General features: G+C 40.3%; 13 protein-coding genes. 4 read left to right on the top strand and 9 right to left on the bottom strand.

What is annotated here, in order from left to right:
- The 5 genes from AB0756_RS19180 to AB0756_RS19160 all read right to left on the bottom strand — a co-directional run.
- Window positions 1-3,314 (bottom strand): nSTAND1 domain-containing NTPase (locus tag AB0756_RS19180; protein ID WP_456320634.1); only part of this gene is annotated, 3,314 nt, incomplete at its 3' end.
- Window positions 3,311-4,621 carry a P-loop NTPase fold protein gene (locus AB0756_RS19175; RefSeq protein WP_038083824.1) on the bottom strand — a complete coding sequence of 437 codons (1,311 nt, stop codon included), beginning with the start codon at window positions 4,619-4,621 and terminating at the stop codon, window positions 3,311-3,313. The genes AB0756_RS19180 and AB0756_RS19175, both read right to left, overlap by 4 nt.
- A gap of 142 nt (window positions 4,622-4,763) precedes the next feature.
- Window positions 4,764-5,402, bottom strand: coding sequence for a Restriction endonuclease, type I, EcoRI, R subunit/Type III (locus AB0756_RS19170; protein ID WP_038083822.1), 639 nt, complete (start codon window positions 5,400-5,402; stop codon window positions 4,764-4,766).
- Window positions 5,403-5,533: 131 nt separating this feature from the next.
- The gene (locus AB0756_RS19165) at window positions 5,534-5,872 is read right to left on the bottom strand and encodes a helix-turn-helix domain-containing transcriptional regulator (protein ID WP_038083820.1); all 339 of its coding nucleotides are present in this window, start codon (window positions 5,870-5,872) and stop codon (window positions 5,534-5,536) included.
- Window positions 5,844-6,188 (bottom strand): type II toxin-antitoxin system RelE/ParE family toxin, encoded by a 345-nt coding sequence (locus tag AB0756_RS19160; protein ID WP_038083818.1) that lies wholly within the window; start codon window positions 6,186-6,188, stop codon window positions 5,844-5,846. Before AB0756_RS19160 ends, AB0756_RS19165 begins: the two co-directional genes overlap by 29 nt.
- A 200-nt stretch (window positions 6,189-6,388) precedes the next feature.
- Between AB0756_RS19160 and acs the strand changes: the two genes are divergently transcribed.
- The 3 genes from acs to AB0756_RS19145 all read left to right on the top strand — a co-directional run bounded on the left by acs (window position 6,389) and on the right by AB0756_RS19145 (window position 10,062).
- The gene (gene acs / locus AB0756_RS19155; RefSeq protein WP_038083816.1) at window positions 6,389-8,359 is read left to right on the top strand and encodes an acetate--CoA ligase; all 1,971 of its coding nucleotides are present in this window, start codon (window positions 6,389-6,391) and stop codon (window positions 8,357-8,359) included.
- 123 nt (window positions 8,360-8,482) lie between these two features.
- The gene (locus tag AB0756_RS19150; RefSeq protein ID WP_038083814.1) at window positions 8,483-9,298 is read left to right on the top strand and encodes a Uma2 family endonuclease; all 816 of its coding nucleotides are present in this window, start codon (window positions 8,483-8,485) and stop codon (window positions 9,296-9,298) included.
- A 26-nt stretch (window positions 9,299-9,324) separates the two neighbouring features.
- Window positions 9,325-10,062 carry a tetratricopeptide repeat protein gene (locus tag AB0756_RS19145; protein ID WP_050045902.1) on the top strand — a complete coding sequence of 246 codons (738 nt, stop codon included), beginning with the start codon at window positions 9,325-9,327 and terminating at the stop codon, window positions 10,060-10,062.
- A gap of 117 nt (window positions 10,063-10,179) precedes the next feature.
- Here the strand turns inward: AB0756_RS19145 and AB0756_RS19140 are convergent, their stop codons facing one another.
- The 3 genes from AB0756_RS19140 to AB0756_RS19130 form a co-directional block, all read right to left on the bottom strand.
- Window positions 10,180-13,956, bottom strand: a complete 3,777-nt coding sequence (locus AB0756_RS19140) for an eIF2A-related protein (RefSeq protein ID WP_038083811.1) — start codon at window positions 13,954-13,956, stop codon at window positions 10,180-10,182.
- 214 nt (window positions 13,957-14,170) lie between these two features.
- The gene (locus AB0756_RS19135) at window positions 14,171-14,347 is read right to left on the bottom strand and encodes a hypothetical protein (protein WP_237265898.1); all 177 of its coding nucleotides are present in this window, start codon (window positions 14,345-14,347) and stop codon (window positions 14,171-14,173) included.
- A 6-nt stretch (window positions 14,348-14,353) separates the two neighbouring features.
- Window positions 14,354-14,842 (bottom strand): tetratricopeptide repeat protein, encoded by a 489-nt coding sequence (locus AB0756_RS19130; protein ID WP_082051720.1) that lies wholly within the window; start codon window positions 14,840-14,842, stop codon window positions 14,354-14,356.
- Window positions 14,843-15,047: 205 nt separating this feature from the next.
- Between AB0756_RS19130 and AB0756_RS19125 the strand changes: the two genes are divergently transcribed.
- Window positions 15,048-16,385, top strand: coding sequence for an AAA-like domain-containing protein (locus AB0756_RS19125; protein WP_038083808.1), 1,338 nt, complete (start codon window positions 15,048-15,050; stop codon window positions 16,383-16,385).
- A 55-nt stretch (window positions 16,386-16,440) separates the two neighbouring features.
- On the opposite strand, the gene AB0756_RS19120 is transcribed toward AB0756_RS19125, so the two are convergent.
- Complete coding sequence (locus AB0756_RS19120; protein WP_038083805.1) at window positions 16,441-17,022, bottom strand: Uma2 family endonuclease; 582 nt, start codon at window positions 17,020-17,022, stop codon at window positions 16,441-16,443.
- Window positions 17,023-17,198: the final 176 nt, after the last annotated feature.

Below are 17,198 nucleotides of genomic sequence, written 5' to 3'. Positions count from 1 at the left end.
GCGGAATGCCCTTTGAGGGTTTTGAGTTCTTTGCCTGTGGTATCCCAAAGTTTGATAGTGTTGTCCTTACTTGCAGAAGCAATTGTCTTGCCATCAGGACTAAAGCTGACGCTCATAACTGGAGCGGAATGCCCTTTGAGGGTTTTGAGTTCTCTGCCTGTGTTATTATCCCAGAGTTTGACGGTGTTGTCCTCACTTGCAGAAGCAATGGTCTTGCCGTCGGGGCTGAAGCTGACGCTTATCACTGAAGCAGAATGCCCTTTAAGGGTTTTGAGTTCTCTGCCAAAAGACTCATACACTGCTTGCCGTAAAGCAACAACAACTCGATCGCGTGTATTGGCTTCCATCCACTTTGACCAAATTGTCTGTTGCAGTTTTTCTCCTGCTTTAATACTTTCTACCAAAGCTTCTTCTTGAAGAGTAGCTGTAAAAAGTGCTTCTGAAGAAGAAGCAAGAGCGCTAATTTGAGCATTTGTTTCACCAATGGTTGACTTGATTCCAAATGTCACAGCCACGGCTGTTAATGCCACCAATCCTACCCCTGTACCAAAGGCGATTCTTAATCGCTGTTTTAAAACTTGATTTAACTTTGCTTCTGCTAATTGGCGTTTTTGTTTTTCTCTTTCTAATTCTGCTAATAATTCCGCACCGCGTTGTTGGCGAATAAAAGATACCAAATAATCATGAACGAGTTGATAGCGATCTGCTGGAGATTGCGGTATCAAGAAGACTATACCTGATGTCACTAAAATCTTTAAAACTAATTCTAATTTATCAACCTTGGCTGCTAAAAATGCTAAAGTATCTGCTAATTCAGCATAGGTTTTTAACGGACGCGTATTATTTTCATCAGTTAGTAAATACAAGACTAATTGAGCAGCACGTTCATTTTCTTGTCCGCAATCTTTCACAACTTCGTCTAAGTATCTTTGGACTAGTTGTTCTTTTGGTCCTTGTTCCTGATACTGTTTTAACTGAGTGATTTCTTCGGTTTCTAGTTGTGCCCCTACGACTTGTAACTCAATGGGACGAACTTCTCCTTCTTCTGCCGCTAAATCTCTTACTAATTCTTCAATGAGTTCTGGTTCTAGAGAAGAACGTTGAGTTAAATTTTTAATAACCTTTCTCGCACCTTCAGGAGAAAAATTTCCAAAATAGTAGCGAATTCCTTTATTCAAAATATCATTTTTTGTGACTTCTAAATTTGTAATGCGATCGCACTCCAATAAATAATGCAAATAATCTTCACGTAAAGCAATAATGACTTTCACATAGGGAATATCCCAACTATCCAAAGCAAGTTTCAAAAACTGCCAAAACTCTTTTCGTTGAGATGGTTGAGAACAGTTAAAGAAAAACTCTTCAAATTGGTCAAAAATGAGAATAGTTAAGAAATTGCGAGTTGCATTTTGCCGTAATTGTTGAAGAATCTTATGAATTAACCCCGATGACTCCGCCCCCAACTCCTCCCCATGTCCACAGTTTTGGGGTGTTGTGTCACGAAGCACTTTACCCAATTCCTGTTTCCAATCACTGTAAAATCTGACTGTGACTGGCAAAGGAATCCGACTATCAATAGCAGGTAGATCGTGCAATGCGGGTACCAATCCTGCTGTCAGCAGCGAACTTTTTCCAACTCCAGAGGGACCATAAATCACAACTAATTTTTGGTCATCTCGACTGATGCGATGGATTAATTGTTTAACGTCTTCTTCTCGCCCAGATGCAACAATTTCTTGAGCAATAGTTCCTTGCTGAGAGGTTGTTCCCACAGCATCACCGTACAATTGAGTTGAACCAACTGTTATCAAAGCAGGATGAATCACCTGTCGCTGAGATTGCAATCGCCCCGCACCAATGAAAGCGCGGAAACCATATTGTTGCTCGATGGAACGTTTCTCTTGCTTGAGTTCAAATGCTTCTAAATATCTATGTTGTTGGTAGTGAAGCTCGGATAATGCATTTAATATCCGTATGTAAAGCTGTGGGTTATAATCGGGCTTACATCCTTCCTTAGCTGTTTCTAAGTTGTGTAGCGCTGCTTGTACTTCGTTTTGATGATGATATTGGGCTTGAGAGATTAAAAATTGATACCAACTTTGATAATGTCGTTTGATATCACTTTCATTTGCTAGTTTTGCGATCGCTTGAAGTGCTCTGATTGCATACTGCTGAGTCTCTTCCCAATTAGATTTTCCCAGTCCAACTTCTGCAAGGGAAGCATAAGCATTTGCCAACCTGAGAGTATTGGGATATGTTGTGTGTAGTTCAATGGCAGTGTTAGCAACAGATTTTAATTCATCCCATTTTGCTAACTGTTGCAGCACTTCTCCCCAAGGATTGATAAATTGAGCCACTAAATCGGGACGGTTTGCATGCTGTAGGATTTGCACGCACCGTTGATAGTAATTTTCTGCTTGACGACACGCTGCTTCATACTCGGCTCGATGTAAAACCGCGTACCTTCGCCACCATAACCCCAGGTGGAAGAGTACGCAGGCTTGTTGTTCTGTGTAAGGAGTGGGGGAGGGGGGAGAAAGTTCTACCATGTCCCCCATCTCTCCTCGCTGTTCCCAGAATGTAAGGCTTTGTTCGTAAAGTTGACGCGATCGCTCCATTTGACTTTTACTATAAGCATCGCGTCCTGAAATAAATTGCTGGCTGGCTTCTAATTCTGGTTCGGAGTAGCCCTGGCTGTGTAATTCTTCCAATGCTGATTCAATTTCAGCCGCATCCATTCCTATATTTAATGCAGTATTGTCTAAAAATCTGTCTCCACCTGTTTCTAATATTTTCGCAAATAACCCATCTACTTTTTTTTTAAGAACCTCAATTAAGTCTGTAGTCGAGATGGCAAATTTAATGGGTACGCCAGCATAAGTATAAAAATCGGGTGCCAGTTTTATAAACTTTTGCAGCACTAAATCGTTTATCCAGAAGACTACAGGAAATGAAAAGCTTTGGGGAAAATCATCTCGCACTCGATTTATAGAAATCAACAAATCGTCAATGGCTGTGACTGACTGCAATCCCAGTACCATAATGGCATCTGTCACAGATAATCTATCGGTTGCCAACTGTGCATGAATAATTGAATATAGATTTTTTGCTGACTTATCTAAAGTTATTTCTAGTATTTGTAATTGAGAATTTTGCCGTAACTGTTCTATAATTTCTTCTTGCAAATGTGCGTAGTTACAGCGTACTAAAATTAGGGAAAAGCGACCTTGAGAACGAACGATCGCTCTTACAAGAGTCGCCAGCGATCGCTCATTTTGCACGGAAATTTCTTCTGGATTTATCGGTTCGCTCATACCTGAAATTGCTTGGCTTCTGCTAATACGGGATTAATACCAAACCAGCGTCCCTGTTTGTCCTGATATTCAAAGACAAATAAACTTCTTAATAAAGTTTGATAGTCATCTTCACCACTCACACTTTGCTGCTGAACGACTTGACGGAGCAATTCCCATTCATGTTTTGTAATAGATAACACCAAGCTTTCGCGGTATTCGCGGATGGAGTTTTCCAAACATTCTCGCGATAAAGGGGGATCTTCTGACTGAAGACAACTGTAGAGCAGCCCTAGTAAGTTTCGCACGTGACCCCCACTGCTTTGACAAAGCCTGTTTAAAGTATCGGGAGTATCGAAAACTTCTGCAATCAAACCCAACCTCAATTCAGGGTTGACTGTGGGAAAAGCTCTTGCTAATACCATCTGTTGCAAAAGCTCTATACCTTCAGAGCACGGACTACCATCGCGTAACTGCACGGGAACCATCGGTAGTATCTTGGGACTCACTCCACCACCCAAACGATTTTTCATCGTCTCATACTCGTTAGAGAATACCAATGCTAGGGGTATTGTGTAAACAACATGGCACTTCAGCTTGCGTAACTCTTCGCCGCGATCGACAAACAAGTGTTCTGGTTGCGATCGCTCTCGGTTTTTCGCCCTTGGATCGACTCGATCCAAATTATCTACAATCACCACCAACCCTTTCTTACCCTTATCTTTGAGTTCCTGGTTAGCACGAGTTAAGAATTCTTCATTCAGAGATTCCAAAATATTATTAGTGCGAGGTTCTAGATATTGCCTTAACTGACTTCGCAAAAGAGGGCTATCTTTTGTTTTTGCGCTAATTTTAGCAATACCTACAGATAACTCCCCCGAAAGTTCTTTGGGAGTTTGTAAAAATTCATGAATTTCACCTAATAGTTTGGCAAAATATCCCGGTCTGAGTTTAATTCCTACTGCTTCTAAACTTTCACTCACTGACCTAGCGATCGCCAGTAATATATCAGTAACATCTACATCAGCCATGTCTAGGTCTTGTGTGGACTCAAAATATACCACATGAAAACCTTGCTGTTTTAACTCTGCTTCCAACCGTCGCAACTCAGTCGATTTGCCACAACCAATATGACCGGTAAATAATTGGCAAGTTGGTTTATCTGGAGAAAGGCGTGTAATCGTTCGTCCAAGTGCTTCAATCACTTTAGAACCGCGCACGGAAGCAAAGTCTATATAGTACTGCCTATCTTGAGGATTTGCCAAGACTAGAGTTCTGCTGGGGTTGCAACTGTCAAAAAATCTTTGCAAATCTAGTTTAAGTCGCATTCACCTGTCCTATCCGTAGATTTACTACTAGTTTGGCAGTAACTTCAGCTTTATTTTCCCTTTTTCCGCAAATGTTTCTAAGTGAAGTATAAGTCAGCAGGTGCAAAGATTCGCGACTCTACAAAGTTGAGAATCGAACTACCTAATTCTCTAGTTGGCAAATTGCTTTTAAAACCTGTGCTAGTAGAATACTGTGTTCAGATTGAATTAGGTTCAGTAATGGCATTAACTGATAGGTAGGGGGATTTCCTCGTTCGAGACGGACAAATTGATAACGACGACCGTTTGTTGCTAGTCCCCAAACTGATGATTGCTTTTCTAAGCTTTTAAAAGCGTAAGTCAGCAGTTGGGGTAAACCTTCGGCAACATCTACCGAACTGTTTTTTGTTTCTATTACCAAAATCCAAAATGTATTTGCAGTCTTTGCTTGAGTGTTGCTTACTGCTAAAATGTCCATCCGCCCTGTTATCTTTGTATCCTCATCTTCAATGGAGATAGCGATCGCATCTTCCATTGTCAAGCGAATAGGAACGTCATAAAATCCAGATAATCGCAACAGAGGAGCGAGAGCTAAAAATTTAACTAAACCTTCAGAAACTTTTCCAGCACTAAGGTAACGCTCAAAGTCGTTACTAATTCGTGATAAATCCTGCTGTTCCAACTCAGTCAGAGGCTCTAGAGTTAAATAGTTAGTAAATGAACCAATTGCTTCTTCTTGCAGTTTCAACAAGCGATGAACATCATTGAGAGATAAGTTACTGGCTTCTAGAGTTATTGGCATAAGTATTAACCACGTTTTTTAGTACTAATGAACATATTGCAATATGAACAGTAACAACTTCTACGGAGGATGTCCAAAAAGTCACACCTGGTACTTCTTTCGGCAATTAGTGTCTGGCTCTGTTATGATATTTAGCCTGAAAAATTATTGTCATCTTTTGGAGCAAGAGCAATTTGATAACCTAATGCATCAAGAAATTCGATTAAAGTGTAAATCTCTGCTCCACTAGTTTCTGCAAGAATTTTATCTAGTTTTTCATAATGCTGTTTGGCAGTTTCTGAAAGATTATTTGCTTGTAGACGCGCCTCTATCACATCTTTTAGGGCTGAACCTAGCATTTCAAACCCAGCGCCATCTTCTTCTAATTCCAAGAAAGTTTGAATATAAGCAGCAGCCTCTTGGGGATCTTTAAGAGATGAAATCAAGTATTCACGGTAACTTCTACTTGCTGGTGCTTGTACGTTTTTCATAATCTTTCCAGTATTCCCTAGCTTTGTTGATATCTTGTTCTTGAGTACTTTTATCTCCACCACAAAGAAGAAGTACGATTGTTGTTCCTATTTGTCCAAAATACACGCGGTATCCCGGACCATAATCCACTTTTAGTTCGCAAACTCCTTCTCCAACTGAACGATAATTTCCTAAATTGCCTGACTCTACTCGCTTCAGCCTGTTTCTGATTTTAGCTCTTGCTTGAATATCTCTCAAAGCTTCAAGCCATTCTGCAAAAGGGCTTCTCCCTTCTGAAGTGAGATAATCCTGAATTTCTCTTGGCTGTGCCTCCATACAATTATTCTATGATGCAGTTATAATTTGTCCTTGCACCCCAAACTCAAAAAACAAAATCCTTATTTGTAAAGTAGAGATATAGCATACCAAGTCCCTACTCCGTTAATTTCCATACATCTTAACGAAAATCAACCATACTTCTGGTAATTTTGCGTACACAATAGTTTTGTGTTAGAACGCCAATAACAAAAACGATCATGTCGCAAATCACCATAGAATCAATCCTTCAAGAAAAGCGTTTGTTCCACCCCAGCCAGGAATTTTCTCAAAACGCTCACATCAAAAGTCTTGAAGACTACCAGCGCCTTTACGATCGCGCTAAGGCAGATCCTCAAACATTCTGGGCAGAGTTGGCTGAGCAGGAGTTGCACTGGTTCCAAAAGTGGGACACGGTGCTGGACTGGCAACCACCTTTTGCAAAGTGGTTTGTTGGAGGAAAAATTAATATTTCTTACAACTGTATTGACAGACACCTGACGACTTGGCGCAAAAATAAAGCGGCTATTATTTGGGAAGGGGAACCAGGAGACTCGCGCACTCTCACTTATGCCCAATTACATCGCGAAGTTTGCCAGTTTGCAAATGTTCTGAAGCAGTTGGGTGTGAAAAAAGGAGATAGGGTTGGCGTTTATATGCCAATGATTCCTGAAGCAGCAATAGCAATGCTCGCTTGTGCCAGAATTGGGGCACCCCACAGTGTTGTTTTTGGCGGTTTTAGTGCAGAAGCATTGCGCGATCGCCTTGTGGATGCCCAAGCAAAAGTGGTCATCACGGCTGATGGTGGTTGGCGCAAGGATGCGATCGTTGCTCTTAAGGATCAAGTTGATAAAGCTTTGGCTGATGGGGCTGTTCCTTCAGTGGAAAACGTCCTCGTGGTGCAGCGTACCAACCAGCAAATTCACATGGAATCAGGACGAGACCATTGGTGGCATGAGTTACAAAAAGGTGTGTCTGCTGATTGTCCTGCCGAACCAATGGACAGCGAAGATATGCTGTTTATTCTCTATACTTCTGGTAGCACGGGTAAGCCAAAGGGTGTTGTTCATACCACTGCTGGTTATAACTTATACACCCATATGACTACAAAATGGATCTTTGACTTGAAGGAGACCGATGTATATTGGTGTACCGCAGATGTAGGTTGGATTACAGGACACAGTTACATTGTCTACGGTCCTTTGTCGAACGGTGCAACAACGCTCATGTATGAAGGTGCTCCTCGTGCTTCCAATCCGGGCTGTACCTGGGATGTGATTGAAAAGTACGGTGTCAATATCTTTTATACCGCACCTACTGCTATTCGTGCCTTTATCAAAATGGGAGAACACCTACCTAAAGCACGCAATCTCTCCTCGTTGCGCTTGTTGGGAACTGTAGGCGAACCAATTAACCCAGAAGCTTGGATGTGGTATCACAAAGTTATCGGTGGGGAACGCTGTCCGATTGTCGATACTTGGTGGCAAACGGAAACAGGTGGGATTATGATTACACCGTTACCTGGTGCTATTCCCGCAAAACCTGGTTCTGCAACTCGTCCTTTCCCTGGAATCTTAGCTGATGTTGTGGATTTAGATGGCAACAAAGCAGGTGATAATGAAGGCGGTTACTTAATTGTCCGACATCCTTGGCCCGGTATGATGCGAACAATTTACGGCGATCCAGACCGTTTCCGCCGCACTTACTGGGAACACGTTCGCCTTCAAGATGGGCAATCTGTCTACTTTGCTGGCGATGGCGCAAGACGCGATGAAGACGGATATTTCTGGGTGATGGGGCGCGTTGATGATGTGATTAATGTAGCAGGTCACCGCCTCGGGACAATGGAAATTGAATCGGCTCTCGTTTCCCATCCTGCAGTGGCTGAAGCGGCTGTTGTGGGTAAGCCAGATGAAGTGAAGGGAGAAGAGATTGTTGCTTTTGTAACTCTAGAAGGAGGGAGTACCGCAACAGAAGATTTGAGCAAAGAACTCAAGCAACACGTTGTTCGAGAAATTGGTGCGATCGCACGTCCGGGAGAAATCCGCTTTACCGATGCTTTGCCCAAAACTCGTTCTGGTAAGATTATGCGGCGATTGTTGCGGAATCTAGCCGCAGGACAAGAAGTTTCTGGGGACACTTCTACTTTAGAGGATAGAGGTGTATTGGATAAGTTGCGGGAAGGCGCTTAGGAATTTTGAACCACAGCCTGTAGCGGATGAACGCAGATATTTTTCTTTTCTGTCTGCGTTTATCGGCAACAGGCTGCGGTTGCAATATTAAAATAAAAATCAGATAGATGCCTGGTGAACCGTATGACTTCTGTCACTACACCAACCGACTCAGTGCTGAGTTTACCCGACCACACGCAATTGCCTGATTCCGACGGGACATTTGTGAAAAACTTACAAGAACATCCTCAAAGTATTCTACTGACAGATTCGATTAAACCTGTTTTAGAAAAGCTGCATCCTGAGGGTCAGTATTGTATCGGTCAGGATTCTGGGATTTACTGGCGGTTAATAGATCCCCCAGAGAGGGGCGCGGAATCACCGGACTGGTTTTATGTACCGAACGTACCGCCAACTTTGAATGGCAAAATGCGCCGTTCCTACGTTTTGTGGAAAGAATATGTTGCACCGTTAATTGCGATCGAATTTGTCTCTGGTGATGGGAGTGAAGAACGGGATAAAACTTCGCCATCACAAGGGGGAGAAGGGAAAGTTGGGAAATTTTGGGTTTACGAGCAAGCCATTCGTATTCCTTATTATGCAATTTATGAAGTAGAAAAAGCGGGGGTAGAAGTATACCGTCTCGTAGGTAATGCCTATCAACTGATGAACAAAAATGAAAGGGGTCATTATGCCATTGCACCAATGGGAGTCGAGTTAGGAATTTGGCGAGGATGGTATCAAAACGCAGAATTGCCGTGGTTGCGGTGGTGGGATGCTGAGGGAAATTTACTGCTCACAGGTGAAGAACGTGCTGAGGTTGAACAACAAAGGGCTGAGGTTGAACGACAAAGGGCTGAGGTTGAACGACAAAAGCGGGAGGAAATTGTAGAAAAATTGCGATCGCTTTCTCCGGAACAACTGAATGCATTAGGAATTAATCCAGAGTTATTGGATTAGCTGAAACTTCAGAAAGGAACCTCGAAATGAAGATGTTGAAATTAGCAAAAGCAAAGCTAACAAGTGGAATTTGTACGGGTGTATTTTTGACTTTTGCTTTGATTCCATCTTCTCTGGCTGCAAAGTCTGGTGGCGAATACCGACAATTAGGGCTGTTGTATCGCCAGCAAGGACGGTTTCCTGAAGCCATTGCAGCAATGCAAAAATCTGTGGAACTCGACCCAAAAAATATCATGGGACGCGTGAATTTGGGTTGGACGCAGCATTTAGCAGGTAGGGAAAAAGACGCAGCTATCTCTTTATGGCAAGCTATCTATCAAGAACCTTTGTTTGTTCCTGCGTACAATGCTTTGGGAATTGTTTATTTAGTTGATGGAAATGTACCAGTGGCAACATTAGTTCACGCTTGGGCTGCTATTCTCAAACCGAATAATGAAATTGCTTACTTTAATTTGAGTTTGTCTTGGCATCGTCTACAAGTTTATAACCTTGCTATTATTTGTGCCGAACGTGCTGCTACTTTAGAGCCCAACAATCCTCATCCTTTGGTTGCTGCTGCGATCGCTTATTGGGATAATGGCGATAAAGATGCAGCTAAACGGGTCTATGCAAAAGCTATTCAGTTGGATTCTAGATACCGCGATCGTTCTTTTTTAGGTCATCTCAAGCAAGCAGTATTTAGCCAAGAGCAAATTAAAATAACAGAGCAAATACTGACTGCTATACAAAATCATCAGGAATTTAACCGATCGACTAGCAGCTAGCCCCGACAAACTTTTAATCTTTCCCGTACTTGAGGCTGGGTATTGAGGTAATACCATTTTGGGTTTTAGATTTTAGATGCGTGGATTGGGAAAGTCGTGCTTAGACTGGATTTGTGCCTACCATCTGTCGCATTCTTTGTTCAATTTGGTATAATCTTTTAACCAGTTGCATCCCCGTACCAATAACCCATCCAATTCGTCAATGTGCCAAATCAGCACTTCGTTCCCATGGGGAGATTGACTGGCGACTTGCGTGAGAATATATTTCCCATCTGGGCTAAAACTTGCTGCTGACGTAAACATAGATGAATACTGAAATTGTGCAAGCTGCTTACCCGATATATCCCAAACACGAAAAGTTTTATCATTTGACGCTGTGGCAATGCGCTTACCATCTGGGCTAAATTTGGCATCTGTAACAACATCTTGATGCGGTATTTCAACTAAGGGTCTACCAGAAGTATTCCAAATAATCACCCTATTGTCTGGGGAAGTAGTAATAATTAGTTTTCCATCTGGACTAAAGCTTGGGTTATAAATATTTTGATTTGCTTTGAATTCTGATAATTTTTGACCTGAAGTATTCCAAATTTTTGCTATATTTCCATCAGTCGTAACAATACGCTCTCCATCTTGGCTGAATTGAGCCCCCAAATAACTATTTTCACTTTCTGGAAATTCTACTATTTTTTCTCCTGCAATATTCCACAAACTAGAGTAATTCTTACCGTCGTAATCAAACATAGCCATAATATATTTACTATTAAGACTCCAAGCAACCCCTCTGGCTGGAAATGTAGTTAGAAGCTTACCATCCTTTGACCAAATCTTAGTTTTCCTATCTGTAGTTGTAGTTAAAATATACTTACCATTAGGGCTAAAAGCAGCGAATTCTAACTCTTTGTCATGTCCTGCAAGCAATAATAACTGTTTTCCAGATGTATTCCAAACACGAGCAGTTTTATCATTTGATGCTGTGACAATTAGTTTTCCATCAGGACTAAAATTAGCGCTACTCACTATACCTGAATGTCCTTGAAATCTTGCTAACTGCTTACCATATTTATCCCAAAGTAATACAGATTTCCAAGTAGGGGTAACAATGTATTTACCATCAGGGCTCCAGCTTGCTCCCGTAATAGCATCTTTTGACTTAATAGTTACTTTATTGACTGGTATTCTATCGGATAGATTCCAGATACGAACAATTCTATCGTGTCCAAAAGTAACAATATATTTGCCATCAGGGCTCCAACGAGGTCTTGTTTGATTTCCTGTCAGTTCGGTGAGTAAATTACCTGATAAATCCCATCCTTTTACAACTTCATCTCTTATATCCCACACTTTTATAGTGTCATCAGTTGTAAAGAGTCTTTTTCCGTCTGGACTAAATCCTGCATCAACATTGAGTGCTTTCTCATTTTTTATTTCTCTAATAAGCCTACCAGACAAATCCCAAACAATCGTTTTTTCAGGTGTTGATACAAATACACGCTGGCTATCAGGACTAAAACCAGCATCCATAATTTTCCATCGATCGCTTACTGGGAATCGGGCAATTTGCTTACCTGAAACATCCCAAATATAGGAATCATTAGAATTAGTTAAAATATATTTTCCATTCGGACTCCAATAGGCACTTTTAACAGCCATGGTATCTCCTCTTAGAGTTACCAATAGCTGACCCGACATATTCCAAATACGAGCAGTCTTATCATCAGAAGCAGTAAGAATATATTTACCATCAGGGCTAAAACTGGCACTATTAACTCTATCTTGATGTTGAAGTTTTAGTAATAAATTACCAGACAAATCCCAGATGTGAGCTATTTTGTCATCAGAATTGTTAACAAGAGGTTTTCCATCTGGACCTAGTGTTGGTAGCCTGTCAGAAGTAGTAATGACACGTTTTCCATCGGGGCTAAAGCTGGCGCTAGTTACATATTCTTGATGTTTAAGTATTGCTAACTGTTTACCCGAAGTATCCCATATCCGAGCAGTTTTATCCACACTAGTGGTAAGAATATACTTTCCGTCTCGACTAAAATCAGCACTATTAACCTGTTCTTTATGTCCTCTAAGTTCTGCCATCAGCTTACCCGACAAATTCCAAATACGAGCGGTTTTATCTGCGGAAGTGGTGATAATAGACTTTCCATCATGGCTCCAGTTCACATTTGTAATAAAATCTTTATGAGCAACAAATTGCTTAAATTCACGGATATTATCGAGTATTGTTTGCAAGGCGAAAACTGGACTGGTTGCAGGATAGTTTTCGAGAGGACGTCCATCTTTTACTAGTTCTTTTAACCTTTGTCCTGCATCTACCGCTGTCACTAAAGATTCAATTTGTTTTGTTTTAAACTGTTGTAGCGCTACAAGCCCTGCGTGTTCTAATCTTGTTCCTTCCTGCGCTTCTCGTAATTGATGAGTTCCAGAGGCAAAAGCGATCGTTGCTCCAATAAGAGAACAAATAAGAACTCCACCACCGATACGAATTTGTCGTTTGGCTTGATGTTGTGCTTGGGTTAAAGTCTCGTTAGCTCGTGCTAAAATGCGACTTTCTTCTTCTTGAAATGCTAATGCAGTGGCTATTTCTTGTTTTTCAAATTCCTGGCTAGCAGTTAAAAACTGGTAATCCTGCTGATTTAAACTTTTATTAGCTGCCCAGTTTTTTGCATCTTCTAATGCTTTGCCACGCAATAATCTAGAATTATCTTGACAGCTTGAAGCAAACCAAGCTGATAATGCTTCTGCATAAGGTCTAAAGAGTGCAAGTGATTTCTCTACCCAATTTAAATCAAAAACACTAGCATAAATACGGTTATAAACCCTTAAAGCTCCCTGCTGTTCTACAACCAATCCGGATAGGCGTAATTCTATTTGTTCTGGGCTATCAGAAGCGGGAATTTGTCCTAATTGTAAAATTTGCTGATATAACCCAAGTAATGCGACTGTATTATGCTTGCTCATCAAAATTCTATCTTTGATGGTTTTTAAATGGGGCGGTTCGTCAAGGGATTCCCAGTTTTCAATGATTTGCTTTCTAACAGTATTCTCCACCCATTCAGCTTCTGTAATTTTTCCTTTTGCTCTCAGCGAATCATAATGAATATAGTTATGAGAAATTACTAACAAATCGCATAATTTTTGTGTAAGTAACGGTTGTCCTCCAGTCCACGCTAAAACTTCTTGCAAAATAGCTTGTGGATTTTCCATCCCTTTTAACCCTGATGCTAAAGGTGCGATTTCGTGTATTTGAAAACCTTTGAGTTGAATTGCACGACCTATATTAAAGGGTGTTCTTACTTTATCTGCGATTAAATCGCTTGGTGTTGCTACTCCAAGCAGGACAAAAGTAATTCTATTAAATTCGCTATTAAGATTGCGTTTTTCATAACAACTCCTAATCCAAGCAAAAAAATCATCTTTCTCAAATTTTAGGCTTAAAATACTATCAATCTCATCAATAAAAATAACTATTTTGCTCTTAATTTTCTCTAACAAAAAAGTTTCCACAAATATATCTAATCGCTGTATGGGCGATAATTCGCAGTTTTCTCTCCACCATGTTCTAATAAATTCACTGGGGTTAGCTATTTCAAAGTTGGCAACCAATGTATAAACAATACCCGCATACCACTGTTCCGGGTTTATATCTTTACTACCGCGTCCGGAAATATCAATTGTAGTACAAGCGATTCCTTCAGCTTGCAGTCGCTTGATTGTGCGAACTTGCAAGCTGGTTTTACCCATTTGTCGGGAATTAAAAATATAACAAAAATTTCCAGCTTTTAATTCATTGTAAAGGTCAGAGTCTGCCTGTCTAACTACGTAACTGGGAGCATCTTCTGTAAGGCTTCCACCAACTTTATAGGAAAAATTATTTTTCATTCTCTAACTCAGCCTACTAATGACTTGAAGTTGTATTTTGAAATTGTTACAAAAAAAGTTTGTGGGTTCTTTAAAAGCGCAGCGTAAAGCACCACTATATCAGTCCGTGTAGGAGTTACAAACACCTCTTTTTTGTCCTCCTTGTTTAGATCTGAAATAGGATTGCTATATATAATTGGGTACGTAACGGCAAATACGTCACCTACCCTACAATCTATTTCGATCGCTCGTTTAGTTTTGATAATTCATTTGTTACTTCCTCCAACATCTGTTGATATCGAGGATCTTGGAAACCACTTCCGAAAGACCCCTGTAAATATTCCTGAAGCAATTTTTCTGCTGCTTTATAATCTGCGATCGCACTTTCTCTATTTCCTAAATCCCGGTACATATTCCCTCAGAAAAAGTAGGCATCAGCAGAAGAAGCAGTTCCACTAATGAATTGAGTCAAATCTGAAATTGCTTTCTGTTTTTCACCTAACTTTTCATAAGCCCTAGCCCTGTTCCAGTAGGCAACATCACTAAAACCCAATCTACCTGTATTTTGCCTAATGACTTCAGTATAATCTTCTACTGCAGCTTTATAATTCCCAATTGCAGCATAAGCATTTGCACGATGATAATAAGGTTCTTCAGCTTGTGGATTGAGCCGAATTGCTTCGGTGAAAGAAGAAACTGCAGCTTGTGAGTTTTTTTCGCACTCCTGTTGAAAATGTCCCATGCTTGTGAAGTCAGCTACTGTATTAAGATATAGTGGCTTAAGAGATTTGCAGGCATCTGAATTCTCAGAGGCTAGGATTGGTGTAATCATTGGCATTGAAAAACCTAGCAGCAGAATAGATGATGCACAAGCTAATAAAGAAGGTATGGGTAAGGCAAATTTCATAATTGTGTAATCCAGACGGGGTTTCGGTTAAAGTAGAACTAGTGTTTGCAGGTTGCACCTCGAACCTTATTGCTACTAATCCCATGTAACCTTGACAGCACTTGAGTTCGCATAGGAGTATATCGAGTACGTATCGACTTTGTAATGAGATTGAAGATTTTACAATTTTGCCAAATCAATAAATCTAGCAGTTGTCATCTCAGAAATGCCACGTTCAGTTAGAGTACGTTCTGAATTCATAACAGAGGTAAAGTCGGCGCTACCGCGTAATGGATACATTCGTCAAACCGATTTAGCTGAATATTTGCAAATATCTCAGTCTACTATCAGTAGTTTTCTTAATGGCAGACCTGTTGATTACCTTAATTTTCGAGAAATCTGTCGGGCTTTAGGGCTAGAATGGCAAGATATTGCTGACTTAACTACTGATTTAACGGTGGAAAGTGGAAAAGATGTATTTTTATCACCATTAGCACGCACCATAGAGGAAAATCACAAAGAAACTCAAGAAATATCTTCATCCCAATCTCTAGAGCATCCATCCGGGCTAGTACCATTAGATTCGCCATTTTATATCAAGCGTTCCCCAATCGAAGAACGATGTAACGAACAAATTCACAAACCTGGTGCCTTAATTAGGATTAAAGCACCCAGACAAATGGGGAAAACTTCTCTTTTGGCAAGAATTATTGATAAATCGCATTCTCAAGGAGACTGTGCCGTCATATTGGATTTCCAACTTGCAGCACAGCAAATTTTTGTCAATTCAGATAAATTTTTTCGGTGGTTTTGTGCAAGTGTTGGTTTAGCTTTAAATATCCCGAATCAAATTGATGAATATTGGGATTTAGCAGAAATTGTGGGTAGCAGTATGGCGTGTAAAGCTTATTTTGAAGAGTATTTACTACCAACAATTAATAAACCGCTAACCCTTGGTTTAGATGAGGTTGATAAAGTTTTTGAATATTCAGAAATTTATCGAGATTTTTTTGGGCTGCTACGCGCTTTACACGAAGAAGGCAAACGGCGAGAAATTTGGAAAAAACTGCGATTGGTCATTGTACATTCTACAGAAGTTTACGTACCTCTTGATATTAATCAATCTCCATTTAATGTAGGTCTATCTGTAGAATTGCCAGAATTTAACAATCAACAGATTTTAGATTTAGTTCAGAGGTATCAACTCGATTGGGATGAAACCGAAGCTGACAAATTAATGATGCTAGTGGGTGGACATCCATTTTTAGTGCGTCTTACCCTTTATCACATTGCCAATAGAAATGTGACTTTAACCCAGATACTAGAAAATCCTACGAGTTCATCAAGTATTTATGCAGAGCATTTACGTCGCCAAACTTTAATTCTGACGCAACAACCGGAATTAGCAGATGCGATGAAAGATGTAGTTCACAATAACTCTACCAAAATATCGACAATCAATAAATTTAAATTACATAGTATAGGACTGGTCAAATTGCAAGGAGATAACGTATTACCACGCTGCAATTTATATCGTCACTATTTACAAATATATTGGTCTTAAACAGTAAAACGGACGAAACTTTCCCTCCCTTTACAAGGGTAGAATAACAGCTGAATTATTTACTGATTGGAGCGTTTAAAGTTACATCTTCATAGATTGCTGCTATAGGACAACGAAAATCAACGCTTGCTAAATGCACTTCTTCGTCTTTTTCAAACGGAATAAGTTCCCAACGACCTTGCTGATTGCGACGGAAACACTCTACAGCCATTGCGTCTTGGGAAATAAGGACATATTCTTGAAGTGTTTCTAGATGTCGGTAGTTAGCAAACTTTTTACCTCTGTCTAATGCTTCTGTTGAATCCGAAAGTACTTCTACAATCAAGCAAGGAAACTTTTTCAAGTATTCAAACTCTCTATCTCTAGCATCACAAGTGACCATCACATCAGGATAGTAGTAGCAATTTAAGGCTTCAATTTGTGCTTTCATATCAAATGCGTAAACACGACAACCTGTACCCCGGAGATGATTTCGTAAGAGAAATGATAAGTTTAGACTGATGGTAACGTGAGCATCACTTGCTCCTGCCATTGCAAAGACTTGCCCATCAATATACTCGTGTTTGATCTGACTGGATTTCTCAGCTTCTAAATATTCTTCTGGTGAAATATAGTATTCAAGTCTGCTAGTAACCATCTCAGTACTTTATTTATCGTAATTTAGTAATCATTATAAACCGATCGCACTATGACATGAAGGCTGAAGTCTGAAGGCTAAAGGATGAAAGTAAAGGCTGGCACCGTCAACTTTCGCGTGATTTATAATGGTCGCCTTATTTACGCTGACTTGTACTATAGCAATCCTATTTAATT

Origin of the sequence: Tolypothrix campylonemoides VB511288_2 (assembly GCF_045999855.1) — a bacterium.
Lineage (GTDB): Bacteria > Cyanobacteriota > Cyanobacteriia > Cyanobacteriales > Nostocaceae > Scytonema > Scytonema bouteillei_A.
Note: the sequence above shows the minus strand (reverse complement) of the source record. Positions and strands in the feature narration are given on the sequence as shown.